Genomic DNA, 14,967 nt, shown 5'->3' with positions numbered 1-14,967 from the left:
CGGAGCCGTCAGACGTTGGCGTACGCCAGTGACGGCACCCGGCCCACCGCGAACGAGGTACGGCGGTAGAACCACCAGGTGACGCCGGCCATCACCAGGAACGCCGCGGCGTAGGCCCAGAACGCGGGCGCCATGGTGCCGAAGTTGGTGTTGGACAGGCGCAGTGCCTGCTGGAGTACGAAACCGCCGAAGGCACCGACCGCTCCGATGACCCCGATGGCCGCACCCGCCTGCCGTTTCGCCGAGGCCGCCCCTTCCGCCGGCTCGAGGCCGTGCTCGAAGGCGTACTTCTTCGCCTGGGCGCTGAAGATGGACGGGATCATCCGGTAGGTGGAGCCGTTGCCGATACCGGTGAGTACGAAGAGCATCAGGAAGGCCAGCAGGTAGAGCGGGAAACTCTGCATCTCGAGCGCGGCCATGATGAGTGCGACCGCTACGGCCATCCCGCCGAACACGGCGACGGTGATCTTCGCACCGCCGCCCAGTTTGTCCGAGAGCCAGCCGCCGAACGGGCGGGAGAACGAGCCGACCAGGGCGCCGAGGAACGCCAGATTTCCGAGGGTGGTGATCCAGCCGATACTGGCCAGATCCGGGAAATTCGCCTTGATGAGCGTCGGGAACGCGAACGAGAAGCCGATGAACGAACCGAAGGTGCCGATGTAGAGGAACGCCATCACCCAGGTGTGGTGATTGGTCAGTGCGGGTTTGTAGGAGCGTCCGTCGGATTTCGCGGTGGACAGGCTGTCCATGTATCGCAGCGCGCCGAACGCGGCGGCCAGGATGAATGGAATCCACACCAGCACCGCCAGGGTGATCCCGAAGCGGTAACCGGCCGCGTCCTTCGCGGTGAGATGGGTGCCGAGGGTGATCAGCAGCGGCACCAGCAGTTGGGTCTGGGCGACACCGAGATTGCCGCCCGCGGCATTGATCCCGAGCGCGGCGCCCTTCTTCCCGTCCGGGAAGAAGAACGAGATATTGGCCATCGACGAGGAGAAATTACCGCCGCCGAAACCGGACAGCGCGGCCAGCACCACGAAAACCCACATCGGGGTACCGGGCTGATTGACGAAGAAGATCAGGCCGACGGTGGGGACGAGCAGCATGGCGGCGCTGAACACCGTGAAGGCCCGCCCGCCGAACCGGGGGATGGCGAAGGTGTAGGGGATACGCAGGGTCGAACCGACCAGGGTGGGGATGGATGTGAGCAGGAGGGCATTGCTGACCGCGGTCGGGTCGCCTTTACCGAGCCCATCCAGGAAGGCGAAACCGGCAGCGCCCATCCCGGTGACGACGCTGGCCCACAGGACCCAGATGCTGAAGCCGAGGTTCTCCGCGAATACCGAGAACACCAAATTCTTCTTGGCCGTGCGGTCGGCGCCGGATCTCCAGAACCGCTCGTTGTCCGGTTCCCACCGGTCGATCCAGCGGCCCCGGCGCTGATGGACGAAAGTCGTTGCGGTAGCGGGTGGTTGCCGTCCGGTGTCGGCTGTCGCGGTCATCGGCGCCCCTCTCGTCGTTACTCGACGCCCCCCCGGACCGGGGGTGCCCGGCCGCGGCGGCCGGGCGGTCGAGTGTGGTGTCGTGACGTGAGAAAACGCTAGGAGCCGGGTGTTTCCACCACATGGCAGGCAATGACGATCGCCACAAATCCCGCTCACGGCGGAGCTACACCGCTGTGATCGGTCCGTAACCTCGAGGGAACCCGGAGCGCAGCGAAGGTACGTCTAGTGGTCGCGGTAGTCGGCCAGCAGGGTGTCGAGGAAACATCGGGAGGTCCGGGCGGCCTTGTCGGCGTCACCGTCGATGATGGCCTGTACCAGTTCGCGATGTTCGGCGGCGTACCAGCTGTCGATACGGTCGGTGCGCGAGCGGATCCCGGATTCGATGTAGCCCAGCACCGAGTCGTAGAACTCGATGTACACGGCATTGCCGCTGGCGAGCACGATCGCTCGGTGTAGTTGGACATCGGCTTCGATCGCCGCGGCCCGATCCACCCGCCACAGCCGGTTGCGGTCGTCGAGTAGCCGGCGCAGCGTGGCGATATCGGTGTCATCGCGCCGATGGGCGGCCAGCGCGGCCGCGGTGGCCTCGAGTCCGTGGCGTAGTTCCAGGACATCGCGTTCGGCGGCTTCGGCGAAGTATTTGGTCAGTGTCCCGCCCACCTCGGAGGTGGCGATGACGTAGGTACCGGAACCCTGTCGCCGTTCCAGCATGCCGGCATGGACCAGCGCCTGGACGGCCTCGCGTAGGGTGTTGCGGCCGGTGCCGGTGAGTTCGGCCAGTTCGGGCTCGGTGGGGATCCGCGTCCCGATCGGCCAGCGCCCCGAGCGGATATCCTCTTTGAGTTGCTCGGTGACCTGGGCGATGAGACTGGTGCGGCGCACGCTTTGCACGGCAACACAGTACCGCCCATCACAATATTATTGCCCCTGTCATAGGGTCATCCTATGATTTCTCGGTGACTGCTGCGCTGCCCGAGACCTCCCAAGCGGCCGATCCACCTCTCGAGCAGCGGAAACGCAAGCTTATCGAAGGCCGTTTACTGGTGCTCGCGGCAATTGTCATGTCCGCTCTCGTACTGCGCGTGGCCGTCACCGCGTTCACACCGCTCGCTGAGGACATCGGGCGCGATATCGGTTACTCCACCGCCGTCGTCGGTGTCTTCGGGATGATCCCGACCCTTATGTTCTCCGTGACCGGGCTGCTGGCGCCGCTCCTGGCCCGCCGACTCGGATTGGAACGGACCGTGCTGCTGGCGATGGCGGCCGCCGGGACCGGCATGCTCGTGCGGGTCCTCGTCTCGGGGACGGCCGAGCTGCTGCTGTTCTCCGCGCTCGCGCTCGGCGGTATGGGGATCGGCAATATCGTGGTTCCTCCACTGGTCAAACGCTATTTCCCGGACCGGCTCGCCACGGTGAGCGCGCTCTACATCACCATGGTGCAGATCGGCACCGTACTGCCGGCGCTGGTCGCGGTGCCGTTGGCGGAAGCGCACGGCTGGCGCGTCTCCCTGGGGGTGTGGGCCCTGCTCGGCTTCGCGGCGGCCGTCCCCTGGATCGGCGTACTGCGCGTGCGGCGCGGCCGGGCGGATGCGGACACCACCGGACTGCCGGATGCCGGCAGCGCGCCAGCCCCCAAGGTGTGGCGCTCGCCGCTGGCCTGGGGGATGGCGGCAACCTTCGGCATGACCTCGCTGACCACCTACTCGGTATTCACCTGGCTGCCGACGATCCTCGCCGACGCCGGCGCCGACGCGGCCTTCGGCGGTTCCATGGTGGCCCTGTTCGCGCTCGTGGGACTGATCGCGGCCCTCACCGCGCCCACGGTGGCCGCCCGGCTCACCAACCCGTATCCGGTGGTGGTGGGGTGTGCCGCCTGTTTCTTCGTGGCCTTCGCCGGGCTGCTCTTCGCGCCCATGAGCGCGCCCGTCCTGTGGGTGGCGATCCTCGGTCTGGGCCCGAGTACCTTCCCGATGACACTCACCCTCATCAATCTGCGCACCCGGACGCCGGCCGGTTCGGCCGCGCTGTCGGGGTTCACACAGGGGGTCGGGTACGCGCTGGCCTGCGTGGGACCGCTGGTGTTCGGCATGCTGCACACGCTCACCGACGGGTGGACCGCGCCCTTCGCGCTGCTCTGTGTCTCGGTACTGGTGCTGCTCACCGGCGCCTGGCAGGCGTGTAAACCGCGAATGCTCGAGGACTCGGTCTCCCCGCGCTGAACCGGTCACGGGAATCCGGTCCCGATGCTCACCCGAGTGCCGTGAAGCGCGTGAGAAACCTTTGATTCGACGGTCATCTCAGGCAGCATTTCCGCAATACCGGTTTCCTACCGTGGGGTCGAACCACGTTGGGAGGCCGTGTGAGCACGCAGTCCGAGGGTCGCGGCAATGCCCGGGCGGCGCTGCTGCGGCGGCCGAAGCTGGAGCGCAGGGATGCCGAGGACACCGCGGCCTGGGAAGCCGGCGTAAGAAGATCGCCACCACCGCCTTCTGGGTGTTCACGGCGTTCTACATTGCCTGCGCCCTGGTCACCTGGGCGGTGTTTCTGCGCCGCCCCGGTCCGCGACCGTGAGGTCGTCGTGGCCGTCGAAGCCCTGGTCGGGCGGGTCGAAGCCGGTTACCGCAATTCTCAGCCCACCGAATCCCGGTCCGCCCGGTCATCGGCGACCGTCTGACCCCGGATCCCCACGGAGGACACCATGAACGCACAGCGCAGAACAGTCGTCGTCGCCGGTCACGGCATGGTCGGACACCGGTTCGTCGAGGCCGTCCGCGCCCGGGACGAGGCGGGGCAGTGGCAGGTCGTCGTCCTCGGCGAGGAGAAATCGCCCGCCTACGACCGGGTCGGTCTGTCCTCGTATATCGGTAGTTGGGACGCCGGCTCGCTGGCGCTACCAGGGAACGAGTACGCCGGTGACGAACTGGTCGACCTGCGCCTCGGCCAGCGGGCCGAGGCCATCGACAAGGACGCCCAGAAGGTCACCACCACCTCCGGTGAGGTGCTCGACTACGACGCGCTGGTCCTGGCGACCGGTTCCTACCCGTTCGTACCGCCCGTGCCGGGGCACGAACACCAGGAATGCTTCGTCTACCGGACCATCGAGGATCTGGACGGCATCCGGGCCGCGGCCGACGCGGCCGGACCGGGCGCCCACGGTGTGGTCGTCGGCGGTGGCCTGCTCGGGCTGGAGGCCGCCAATGCGCTGCGCCTGCTCGGGCTCACCCCGCACGTGGTCGAGTACAACGACCGCCTGATGCCGGCCCAGGTCGACGAGGGCGGCGGCGCGATCCTGGAGAAACTGGTCACCGACCTGGGGCTGCGGGTGCACACCGGCGTGGGCACCGCCGGGATCGAACGCGATGCGGCCGCCGACCCGGCCGAACGGCTGCGGGTCACCCTGTCCGACGACACCATCATCGATGCCGCGCTGGTGGTGTTCTCCGCGGGAGTCCGGCCGCGGGACCAGATCGCCCGCGACGCGGGGCTCGAGGTGGGCCCGCGCGGTGGCGTGATCACCGACCTGGGACTGGCCACCTCCGATCCGAATATCTACGCCATCGGTGAATGCGCCGCGATCGAAGGGGTCTGCTACGGGCTGGTGGCGCCCGGCTACAGCACCGCCGAGATCGTGGCCGACCGCCTGCTGGGCGGTGCCGGTGAGTTCTCCGGCGCCGATATGTCCACCAAGCTCAAACTGCTCGGGGTGGATGTGGCGAGTTTCGGCGACGCGCACGGCACCACCGAGGGCGCGCTGTCGGTGGTACTGCACGACGCCGCCCGTGGCACCTACGCCAAGCTGGTGATCTCCGATGACGCGCAGACCCTGCTGGGCGGCATCCTCGTCGGCGATGCCACCCAGTACGCCGCGCTGCGCCCGCTGGTGGGCCGGCCGCTGCCGGCCGAACCGGCCGCGCTCATCTCCCCGGCGGGGGCGGAACTGGGCGCCGACGCGCTGCCCGACGAAGCCCAGATCTGCTCGTGCAACGATGTACGCAAGGGCGCCATCTGCGGCGCCATCACCGAGGGCGCCCGTGATATCCCGGCCATCAAGGCCTGCACCAAGGCCGGCACCTCCTGTGGCGGTTGCGTGCCGATGATCAAGAAGGTGCTCGAACAGTCCGGCGTCGAGATGTCCCAGGCGCTGTGCGAGCACTTCGAGCAGTCGCGCGCCGAACTGTTCCGGATCGTGCAGGCCACCGGTATCCGCACCTTCTCCGAGCTCATCGCCCGGCACGGCCGGGGGACCGGTTGCGATATCTGCAAGCCGACGGTCGCCTCGATTCTGGCCTCCACCTCCAGCGAGCACATCCTGGAGGGCGAACAGGCCGCGCTACAGGACACCAACGACCACTTCCTGGCCAATATGCAGAAGAACGGCACCTATTCGGTGGTGCCGCGGATGCCGGGGGGCGAGGTCACCCCGGAACAGCTGATCGTGATCGGTGAGGTCGCCAAAGAGTTCGGTCTCTACACCAAGATCACCGGCGGACAGCGGATCGACCTGTTCGGCGCGCGGGTGGAACAGCTGCCGCTCATCTGGAAACGCCTGGTGGACGCCGGTATGGAATCGGGCCACGCGTACGGTAAATCGCTGCGCACGGTGAAGAGCTGCGTCGGTTCCACCTGGTGCCGGTACGGCCAGCAGGATTCGGTCGGCATGGCCGTGCTGCTGGAGAAGCGCTACCGTGGGCTGCGTTCGCCGCACAAACTGAAACTGGCCGTATCCGGTTGTGCCCGGGAATGCGCCGAGGCCCGCGGCAAGGATGTGGGCGTCATCGCGACCGAGAACGGGTGGAACCTGTATGTGGGCGGTAACGGCGGCCTGACCCCCAAACACGCGGTCCTGCTCGCGGGCGATCTGGACGACGAGACCCTCATCGCCTATATCGACCGGTATCTGATGTTCTACATCCGGACCGCGGACCGGCTGCAGCGCACCGCGCCGTGGCAGGAAGACCTGGGTATCGACTACGTGCGCGAGGTGGTGTGCGAGGACATCCTCGGGATCGCCGCCGATCTGGAGCGCGCGATGGCCGACCATGTGGCCGGCTACCGCGACGAATGGGCCGCGGTCCTCGACGACGAGGAGAAGTTGTCGCGGTTCGTATCGTTCGTCAACGCCCCGGCCGAGGCCGACCCGACCATCGCCTTCGACGACAGCGGTGAACGCAAGGTCCCGGTGCTGCTCGGCCTGCCCGGTATGCCCGGAGGCGGCAGTGCGGCGTAACCACGTAGGGCGTGCCGGGCGGGCCGCGATGGGCACAGCCTGCCCGGTATGCCCGGAGGCGGCAGTGCGGCGTAACCACATAGGGCGTGCCGGGCGGGCCGCGATGGGCACAGCCTGCCCGGTATGCCCGGAGGCGGCAGTGCGGCGTAACCACGTAGGGCGTGCCGGGCGGGCCGCGATCGGCACAGCCTGCCCGGCAGGGCTTCGGCGTCGGCCGCTACGAGTGGGAAATGACGGCTTAACCGTCAAGAAACAGGCCGCCGGTACCAATGGGTAACGGCGTGTGGAGGAGACACCAATGACCGTGATCGACACCCCAGTAGTTGTTCCGGCCACCACCGGGTGGACCCGGGCGTGCCCGCTCGAGTACCTGATCCCCGGCCGCGGTGTGGCGGTGCTGCTGCCCGGCGGCGCCCAGGTGGCCCTGTTCCTGCTGCCCGAGGGCACGTTGTACGCGGTCGGCAATATCGATCCGTTCGGCCGGGCGGCAGTGATGTCGCGCGGTATCGTCGGCGATCGCGGCGGTGAGCCGGTGGTCGTGTCACCGCTGTTGAAGCAGGCCTTCTCCCTGCTGGACGGCCGGTGCCTGGACGACGCGACGACGAGCCTGCCGGTATATTCCGTGCGCGTGGACGACGGACAGGTGTCGATCTCGGGCAGGCCCGTGACGGTGGCCCCGGACGGCTGCCCGGTATGACGGTTCCGGAGACGAACACCGCGCTGGCCGGCTTCACGATCGGTATCACCGCGGCCCGGCGGGCCGAGGAGTTCGCCAGCCTGCTCACCCGGCGGGGTGCGTCGGTCGTATCCGCACCGGCCATCCGGATCATCCCGCTCGCCGACGACACCGAACTGGAACGGGTGACCGGTGACCTGGTCGCCGACCCGCCGCAGATCGCGGTGGCCACCACCGGTATCGGGTTCCGTGGCTGGATGGAGGCTGCCGAGGGCTGGGGCCTGGCCGAACAGTTGCGTGCGACTCTGGGCGGCACCCGGATGCTGGCCCGGGGCCCGAAGGCCAAGGGCGCGATCCGGGCCGCGGAACTGCGCGAGGAGTGGTCCCCGGTGTCGGAGTCCTCGGCGGAGGTGCTGGATCATCTGCTCGCCGAGGGTGTCGAGGGCGTGCGAATCGCGGTCCAGTTGCATGGCGCCACCACCGAATGGGAACCGATCCCCGACTTCTGCGAGGTGCTGCGGTGCGCGGGCGCCGATGTGGTGCCCGTGCCGGTGTACCGGTGGGAGCCGCCCGCCGACCGCGGTCCGATGGATCAGCTGATCGAGGCCGTCGTGACCTCCGCGATCGACTGTGTGACTTTCACCAGTGCTCCGGCGGTGGCCTCGATGCTGATGCGCGCCGAGGAGACCGGAGTGCTGGAGGGGGTGTTGCACGCATTGCGCAGCCGGGTGCCGGCGGCGTGCGTCGGCCCGATCACCGCGGCCCCGCTCGAGGAGCTCGGGGTGCCCACCACGATGCCCGGCCGGGCCCGGCTGGGCGCCCTGGCCCGCCATGTCGCCGAGGAACTTCCGCGCCGGGCCGGCCGCATCAATGCCGCCGGGCACACCATCAGTGTGCGCGGTGCGTGTGTGGTGGTGGACGGCACGGTGAAACAGCTCGCCCCGGCGCCCATGGCACTGATGCGTTCACTGGCCCGCCAGCCGGGCCGGGTGGTCTCCCGCGAGAATCTGCTGGCCGCGCTGCCCGGCGGCGGTGACGATACGCACGCGGTGGAGACCGCGATCGCGCGGCTGCGGGCGGGTCTGGGCACCCCCAAAGCGATCCAGACCGTGGTCAAGCGCGGGTACCGGCTGGCCATGGATCCGGCCGAATGCACCGACAACAATGCCGATCCGGCGCCGGCGGCCCCGGCGCGCAACGCGCGCTATGTCCGGACGGTGGTGCCGGGGTGAGGCGGCCGCGGCCCGCGCTGGTGCTGGTCGCGCACGGCACCCGCAGCGCGAAGGGCGTGCAGATGATCGCCGCGCTGGCCGAAGCGGTCGGGCACGAACTGGACCGGCGTCCCGGCGTCCCGGACGCAGGGTGTGTCCATCCCGGCTCGCCCGGCCGTCATGCCCCGGCGCCCGGCTACGTGAACTGCGGATGTCCACCCGAGCCACCGGCGGGATCCGAGGCGGACAGCGGCGCGAACCCGGCCGTGCGCACAGCCTTCGTCGATGTGCTCGGCCCCTCGCCGGCCGAGGTGTTGCGCGATCTGGCCACCCGGGCCGTGGTGGCCGGCGATTCCGTTCCGGCCGTGCTGGTGCCGGCCTTCCTGGCCTCCGGATATCACGTCTACCAGGACGTACCCCGCGAGGTGGCCGACAGCGGGCATCTCGCGGTGACCGTCACCGCGGCCATGGGCCCCGACCCCGCGCTGGCCCGCGTCATGGCCGTACGGTTGCGGGCGGCCGGTTGGCGGTCCGGGGATGCCGTGGTCTTCGCGGCCGCCGGCTCCTCGGACCCGCGCGCTCGTGCCGATGTGCGCCGCGCCGCCGCCATGCTCACCGCGCAGCTCGCGACGCCGGTGCGCACCGCCTACGTCGCCACCGGGGCGCCCCGGGTACCCGAAGTCGTGGCTCAGCTCCGGGAGACCGGACAGGAGCGGGTGTTCATCGCCTCGTACCTGCTCGCGCACGGGCTCTTCCACGAGCGGCTGCACCGGGCGGGGGCGACCGGAGTGGCCGAGCCGATCGGGGTCCATCCCTCCGTGGTCCGGTTGATCGCGGACCGCTACCGCCGCGCGGTCCGGGCCGGGGACCGGGCGTCGGTACGCTGACCACTCGCGCTGCTCGCCGGGCATAGCGGCGGGCGGCCCGTCAGCGCGCGTTCCGTAACCGGATGCCGCTGAACCCCGGTGTGCTGGTGGTCAGGGTCTGCCAGTGGTCGGGTGCGCGGGCCGCGTCGACGGCCCAGACATACGGTTCGGCCTGCCGGGCGGTCGCGGCCGTATGGGGCACGAAGCGGGTGATCGTCGGGTCTTCGGAGAAGTGCAGTACCTCACCGGGTGCGGGGTCGCATAGGAGCAGACCCTGGCGACCCCGCAGGGGATCAGACCCGGTACCAGACGAACGGGTCGTCGCGGGTCGGGCCGTACCGGTCGATCTGCTCGAACAGCAGGGCGGCCGGTTCCACGACCGCGCTGCGGCCCTGGGCGTCGTCGTAGGCCACCAGGATCCCGACGAACGCGGCATGCCCGTCGGAGGTCTGGCGGTAGACCACCGCCCCGGAGTCGCCGGCCTCGGCGCCGAGCGCGTTGGTCGCGTAGAGCCACTCCTCGTTCGCTTCGGTGATCGATCCGCAACTCCAGCCGGTGGTCGCGCCGATCTTGCAGATCTCCTGTCCCAGCTGCGGTTTCATATCCACCGTGGACAGCCCGAACCGGCCCATGGAGGCGGCGACGCCGATCCCGTCGTACAGGCGGATCAACCCGAAACCGAACTTCAGGCCCTCGTCCGGGCGGTGGAATTCGAACCAGCCGATCGGGTTACCGATTTTGTCGGTGACGATTCCCTGGTGGTAGCAGTGGCCGGCGGTCACCGCGTACTGGGCCGAGCCGATCGAACCGGTGAGTCCCACGGTGCAGCGGGTGGTGACCGCCTTCCCGTCGGCTATCTCGGTATGCCGGATCTCCATGCCCGGGTACACCGTCACGGCGGGTGCGGCCGCGGTGGGTGCGGCCACCGCGGTGTATCCGGGGATCAGCGCCGCACCGGCGGCGGCGAGCACCGCGCATACGGTGGCGGATAGGGGACGCCGGCTCCGCCCCCACCGGAAAACGCTGAACATCGCGTACCTCGAATTTGCTCGAGCGACCGCCGACGCGGTTGGATCGGGCAGTCAGCGTAGATGATCCGTAGCCGCGCCGCTCGCCGCGACTGTTCCCAGCCGGTGGAAGTGTGGATCTGTGTACACAAGATCGGCGTATGGGCGCCGCCGGTCACTCCCGCGTGTCAGCGAACATAGACGACCGGAGCAGCGCCGATCGGAACCGGGCACACGGCTAGACCAGGGGGATGAACTCGACGTGGTCGTCGTCGCGGGCCCTCGCCGGCACGACGACCAGACCGTCGCGGTCGATGAGTCCGCCGAGGTGGGCGGTGCGGATCGCCGGATCACCCACCCAACCGCCACCTGGCTGTGTCGCGTACCGGGCGGGCACGATCCGCGCCACCGCGCCGGAGATCTCGCCCGCGTTTCGCAGGGGCCCGCGGGCCCGGCGGGGAGCGGGGGCGCCAGTACGGCCTCCGACGATCGCGGGTACCAGGGCGAGCAGGGTCGCGATCGCCGCGTAAGGATTGCCGGGAAGGCCGAGAACCGTTGTCGTGGAATCGAGTTCGGCGACGACGGTGGACCCGCCCGGACGCAGGGCGAGCCGGGACACCAGCAACCGCGCCCCACAGCGGTCCAGAGCACCGCGTAGCTGATCGGCCGCACCCCCACCGGTGGCTCCGACCACGACCAACAGCTCGCAATCGGCCGCCGTGGCAAGGACCTGGTCGAAACCGTGGGCGGTATCGCGGAGGTGCACCCGGTCGAGCAGCGGGACACCGTGCGCGGCGAGCAGTTCGGGCAGGATCGGGCCGATCGAATCGCGCGTCTGCCCCGCCCGCAGCGGACCGCTGCTGCGGATCTCGTCGCCGGTCATGACGATACGAGCGCGGACCGGACCGCGGACCGCGGCGGTGGTGACCTCGACGGCCGCGGCGGCGGAGACGAGCGCGGGCGTCACCGCGGTGCCGGCCGGTGCGATCTCGTCGCCGGGAGTGCGGTCCTCGCCGCGGCGGCGGATATCGGAGCGCGGCGGGGTCTCCGGAAGCCGGTGCACTACGCGGTCGCCGGCGATCCGAGCGAACTCGTCGCGCAGCACCCGGGTGGTGCCTTCCGGAACCTGGGCGCCGGTGGCGATCCGCACCGCTTCGCCCGGACGTAGCCCGTCGGGTCGCTGCCCGCCGGCGAAACCGATATCGGCGCGCAGCTCCCACGGGCCGTCCCCGGCGACGGCGTACCCGTCCATGGCCGAGACATCGAAGCGGGGCAGGGCCTCGGCGGCGGTGAGCGGTGCGGCGAGGGCGGCCCCGCGCACCGCGGGCAGATCCGCCTCGTGTTCGGGGAGCCGGGACAGGTCGGTACGCAGCAGTTCCCGGGCCCGCTCGAGTGATACCGGCGCAGTGTCGGCCCGGGGAGCGGCCGGCGCGGAATCGCCGGCGCCCCGGTCGCCGAGTGCGCTGCGGGCGGCGGCGATCTCGCCGGGGGTATCACAGTCGTCTATCCCGGGCAGTTCCACGATGGTCGTGCGATGCGGGACCAGGGCTTTCATCGGCTGGTTGAGCACGCTGTCGAGTTCGGCGAGCCGGGTCGCGAGCGGTTCGGTCCGCCACACGCCGATCAGATACTGGGGGCGCCCGGCAGGGTCGGCGGCGAACACCGCGTCGAAATCCGCACTCTGCCGCACCAATTCACCGATCGCCGTGTCGGTGAGGAACGGAAGGTCCGCGGCGAGGACGACGATCCGGGGCGCGGGTTCGGCACCGAGCGCGGCCAGGCCGGCCGCGACCGCCGCGACCGGACCCGAGCCCGGCTCCGGCTCCCTGGTCTGCACGATATGCGCGGCGAGGTCCGGGCGCGGCGGCCCGACCACCACCGTCCGCCCGAGGGAGGCCACCGCGGCCAGCGCCGTCTGCAGCATGGACCGCCCGCCGACCACCAGGCCCGGTTTGTCGACGCCGCCCATACGGCTGGCCCGCCCCCCGGCGAGCACGATCACGTCCGGAGCCAGCGGAGAATTCGGCATACGGTCATGCTATTCGCCGTCTGGGACGATGGGCGGTCCGGAGGCGCCGACCGCCGGATTTCCGGACAGTGGGGTGACCGCCCGCCACCGGTCCGTCCGGCGCCCCTGCCCGGGGCGCACTACTCTCCCTCCGAGGACCGGATTCCGGTTCCGTCCGAAATGAGGGGGTCGCCGATGCGACACGTACTACGGGGGATGGTGCTGTCCCTGTTGCTGGTGCTCGCCGGGGTCACGCAGCCGGGCATGGCGACGGCGCAGGATCCCGACCGGCCGGTGGTCCGGGTCGGTACCGAGGGCACCTATCCGCCGTTCTCGTTCCATGATCCGCGCAGCCGGCAGCTGACCGGATACGACATCGAAGTGATCGAGGAGATCGCCGACCGGGCCGACTGGAATATCGAATTCGTCGAGACCCAGTGGGACGCTATCTTTCCCGCGCTGGACTCCGGCCGGATCGACGTCATCGCCAACCAGGTCTCGGTCAACGACGAGCGCCGGGCGAAATACGGCCTGTCCGATAGCTACACCTACTCCCGTGGGGTGATCGTCCGGCGCATCGGCGACGAGCGCATCCGGACCCTGGATGATCTGGCCGGCCGGACCACCGCGCAGTCGAGCACCAGCAACTGGGCTCGGGTAGCGCGCGACGCCGGGGCCCACGTCGAAGCGGTCGAAGGGTTCACGCAGGCCGCCGCGCTGCTCACCCAGGGCCGGGTCGACGCGATCGTCAACGACAACATCGCCGTGCTCGACTACCTGGCCAGTACCGGGTCCACCGATATCGAGATCGTCGGTGACGCCGGGGCGGAGACCAGCGAACAGGTCCTCGCCTTCCGCGAGAACGACTCGGCACTGCTGGACCAGGCGAACCGGGCGATCGCCGCGCTGGCCGCCGACGGAACGCTCGCCGCCATCTCGCAGAAATACTTCCGGGCCGATGTGTCGGTACCCGACGGCGGCAGCGCCGACCTGTCCGAGGGCCGCGGCCACCGCGACACCTGGGAAGTGCTGCGCGGGGCGGCGTGGCCGATGCTCGTCGGGCTGGTGCAGGTGACCGTCCCGTTGACCGCGCTGAGTTTCGCGATCGGGCTCGGGCTCGCACTGCTGGTCGCGCTCGCGCGGATCTCCTCCTACCGGGTCCTGGCCGGACCGGCCCGCGCGTTCATCTCGATAATTCGCGGAACACCGCTGCTGGTCCAGCTGTTCATCGTCTTCTACGGGCTGCCCCAGATCGGGTTGAAGTTCGATCCGTTCCTCGCGGCCGTGATCGCCTTCAGTCTCAATGTGGCCGGCTATGCGGCCGAGGTGATCCGGTCGGCGATCCTGTCCGTGCCGAAGGGGCAGTTCGAGGCGGCGGCCACCGTCGGCCTCGGCTACGCGCAGACGCTGCGCCGCATCATCCTTCCGCAGGCCACCAGGACCGCGGTGCCGCCGCTGTCCAACACCTTGCTCTCGCTGCTCAAGGACACCTCCCTGGGCTCGGTGGTACTGCTGACCGAACTCTTCCGGGAGGCCCAGCTCGCGGCGGCCGAGAGCAATGAATTCCTCGCGCTCTACACTTTCGCCGCGCTGTACTACTGGGTGATCTGCGTGGCCCTCTCCGCCGGTCAGAAACGACTGGAGACCCGACTCGACAGGTACGTGGCGAAATGACCGACACCACCGACCAGAACACCGAGCTCGCCCGGATCCGGGTGCGCGGCCTGGAGAAGTCCTTCGGCGACCGGCAGGTGCTGCGCGGTATCGACTTCGAATCGCCGCGGGGAACCGCGACGGTACTGTTGGGGCCTTCGGGGTCGGGCAAGACCACCGTGCTGCGGTCACTGAATGCGCTGGATATCCCGGAGCGGGGAGTGGTCGGCATCGACGATGTCGAGATCGACTTCGCCCGGTTGCCCCGCGGGCGGGTGGGGCGCCGGGAGACGAGCCGGTTGCGTGCCCAGAGCGGAATGGTCTTCCAGTCGCACAACCTCTTCCCACATCGCACGGTGCTCGAGAACATCGTCGAAGGTCCGGTCGTCGCCCAGCGGCGGCCTCGGGAAGAGGCGGTCGCCGAGGCACGGACCCTGTTGGCGCAGGTGGGTCTGGCCGACCGTGTGGACGCCTATCCGTTCCAGCTCTCGGGCGGCCAGCAGCAGCGGGTCGGGATCGCGCGGGCCCTGGCACTGAAACCGCGGGTGGTGCTGTTCGACGAGCCGACCTCGGCGCTGGATCCCGAACTGGTCGGTGAGGTGCTGGCGGTGATCAAGGACCTGGCCACCCAGGACTGGACGATGGTGATTGTCACCCACGAGATCCGGTTCGCGCGGCAGGTGGCCGACCAGGTCCTGTTCCTCGACGCGGGCGTCATCGTCGAGCGGGGCCCGGCGGAGCAGGTGATCGGCGAGCCGCGGGAAGAGCGGACGCGGCGCTTCCTGCAACGCGTGCTCGAACCCGGCTGACCGGCCGC

The 14,967-nt window shown here is 69.7% G+C and carries 12 protein-coding genes; 7 read left to right on the top strand and 5 right to left on the bottom strand.

Annotated features, from left to right (window positions below):
• Positions 1-8: 8 nt before the first annotated feature.
• Together NGR01S_RS20420 and NGR01S_RS20415 are read right to left on the bottom strand one after the other, a co-directional pair.
• Positions 9-1,499, bottom strand: coding sequence for an MFS transporter (locus tag NGR01S_RS20420; protein ID WP_063039182.1), 1,491 nt, complete (start codon positions 1,497-1,499; stop codon positions 9-11).
• A gap of 225 nt (positions 1,500-1,724) precedes the next feature.
• Positions 1,725-2,393: a FadR/GntR family transcriptional regulator gene (locus tag NGR01S_RS20415; RefSeq protein WP_063039180.1), complete on the bottom strand. Its 669-nt coding sequence runs from the start codon at positions 2,391-2,393 to the stop codon at positions 1,725-1,727.
• 65 nt (positions 2,394-2,458) lie between these two features.
• Between NGR01S_RS20415 and NGR01S_RS20410 the strand changes: the two genes are divergently transcribed.
• From NGR01S_RS20410 to NGR01S_RS20390, 5 genes are all read left to right on the top strand, one after another.
• Positions 2,459-3,721 (top strand): MFS transporter, encoded by a 1,263-nt coding sequence (locus NGR01S_RS20410; RefSeq protein WP_063039178.1) that lies wholly within the window; start codon positions 2,459-2,461, stop codon positions 3,719-3,721.
• A gap of 479 nt (positions 3,722-4,200) precedes the next feature.
• A complete protein-coding gene (nirB, locus tag NGR01S_RS20405) occupies positions 4,201-6,729 on the top strand; it encodes a nitrite reductase large subunit NirB (protein ID WP_063039176.1) in 2,529 nt (842 codons plus the stop codon).
• 298 nt (positions 6,730-7,027) lie between these two features.
• The gene (gene nirD, locus NGR01S_RS20400; protein ID WP_063039174.1) at positions 7,028-7,426 is read left to right on the top strand and encodes a nitrite reductase small subunit NirD; all 399 of its coding nucleotides are present in this window, start codon (positions 7,028-7,030) and stop codon (positions 7,424-7,426) included.
• On the top strand, positions 7,423-8,637 hold the full coding sequence (locus NGR01S_RS20395; protein ID WP_063039172.1) for a uroporphyrinogen-III synthase: 1,215 nt from the start codon (positions 7,423-7,425) through the stop codon (positions 8,635-8,637). Before nirD ends, NGR01S_RS20395 begins: the two co-directional genes overlap by 4 nt.
• A 62-nt stretch (positions 8,638-8,699) precedes the next feature.
• The gene (locus NGR01S_RS20390; protein WP_063039411.1) at positions 8,700-9,503 is read left to right on the top strand and encodes a sirohydrochlorin chelatase; all 804 of its coding nucleotides are present in this window, start codon (positions 8,700-8,702) and stop codon (positions 9,501-9,503) included.
• 40 nt (positions 9,504-9,543) lie between these two features.
• Here the strand turns inward: NGR01S_RS20390 and NGR01S_RS31610 are convergent, their stop codons facing one another.
• From NGR01S_RS31610 to NGR01S_RS20380, 3 genes are all read right to left on the bottom strand, one after another.
• Positions 9,544-9,720 (bottom strand): DUF6886 family protein, encoded by a 177-nt coding sequence (locus NGR01S_RS31610; protein WP_373861455.1) that lies wholly within the window; start codon positions 9,718-9,720, stop codon positions 9,544-9,546.
• Between the two features lie 55 nt (positions 9,721-9,775).
• Positions 9,776-10,513, bottom strand: a complete 738-nt coding sequence (locus tag NGR01S_RS31605) for a chymotrypsin family serine protease (RefSeq protein WP_169811939.1) — start codon at positions 10,511-10,513, stop codon at positions 9,776-9,778.
• Positions 10,514-10,727: 214 nt separating this feature from the next.
• The gene (locus NGR01S_RS20380) at positions 10,728-12,518 is read right to left on the bottom strand and encodes an NTP transferase domain-containing protein (protein WP_063039168.1); all 1,791 of its coding nucleotides are present in this window, start codon (positions 12,516-12,518) and stop codon (positions 10,728-10,730) included.
• Positions 12,519-12,692: 174 nt separating this feature from the next.
• Between NGR01S_RS20380 and NGR01S_RS30380 the strand changes: the two genes are divergently transcribed.
• Together NGR01S_RS30380 and NGR01S_RS20370 are read left to right on the top strand one after the other, a co-directional pair.
• A complete protein-coding gene (locus NGR01S_RS30380) occupies positions 12,693-14,171 on the top strand; it encodes an ABC transporter substrate-binding protein/permease (protein WP_245664683.1) in 1,479 nt (492 codons plus the stop codon).
• Positions 14,168-14,959, top strand: coding sequence for an amino acid ABC transporter ATP-binding protein (locus NGR01S_RS20370; protein ID WP_063039166.1), 792 nt, complete (start codon positions 14,168-14,170; stop codon positions 14,957-14,959). Before NGR01S_RS30380 ends, NGR01S_RS20370 begins: the two co-directional genes overlap by 4 nt.
• Positions 14,960-14,967 lie beyond the last annotated feature (8 nt).

The sequence above is a fragment of the Nocardia grenadensis NBRC 108939 genome, assembly GCF_001613445.1.
Classification (GTDB): Bacteria; Actinomycetota; Actinomycetes; order Mycobacteriales; family Mycobacteriaceae; genus Nocardia; species Nocardia grenadensis.
This window is presented reverse-complemented; position numbering and strand designations above follow the sequence as displayed.